Annotated in this window: 1 protein-coding gene; it reads right to left on the reverse strand. The window is 44.0% G+C overall.

Annotation, left to right across the window (positions count from 1 at the left end):
* The coding region (locus tag AC1M9D_RS14175; RefSeq protein ID WP_481612455.1) for an enolase C-terminal domain-like protein at window positions 1–243 on the reverse strand (243 nt) is incomplete at both ends.

The raw sequence follows: 243 nt of genomic DNA on the forward strand, positions 1-243 counted from the left end.
AAGCTGTACTTGGACCCATCAATGACTCATCCGCCATAATGGCAATATCAAAACGACGAGTTAAACGCTCCATGGCATCAATATTGTCAATCGCACATGGCTGTTCAATTAGATCCACACCACCATCTTGCAGAAGCTGGATACCTTTGATGGCTTCTAACTCAGACCAAGCACGGTTCACATCGACACGGATAGAAATATCAGCACCTAACGCTTTTTTGATGGTGAGAACATGCTCAACAT

The sequence above is a fragment of the Acinetobacter sp. ANC_7682 genome, from assembly GCF_056779795.1.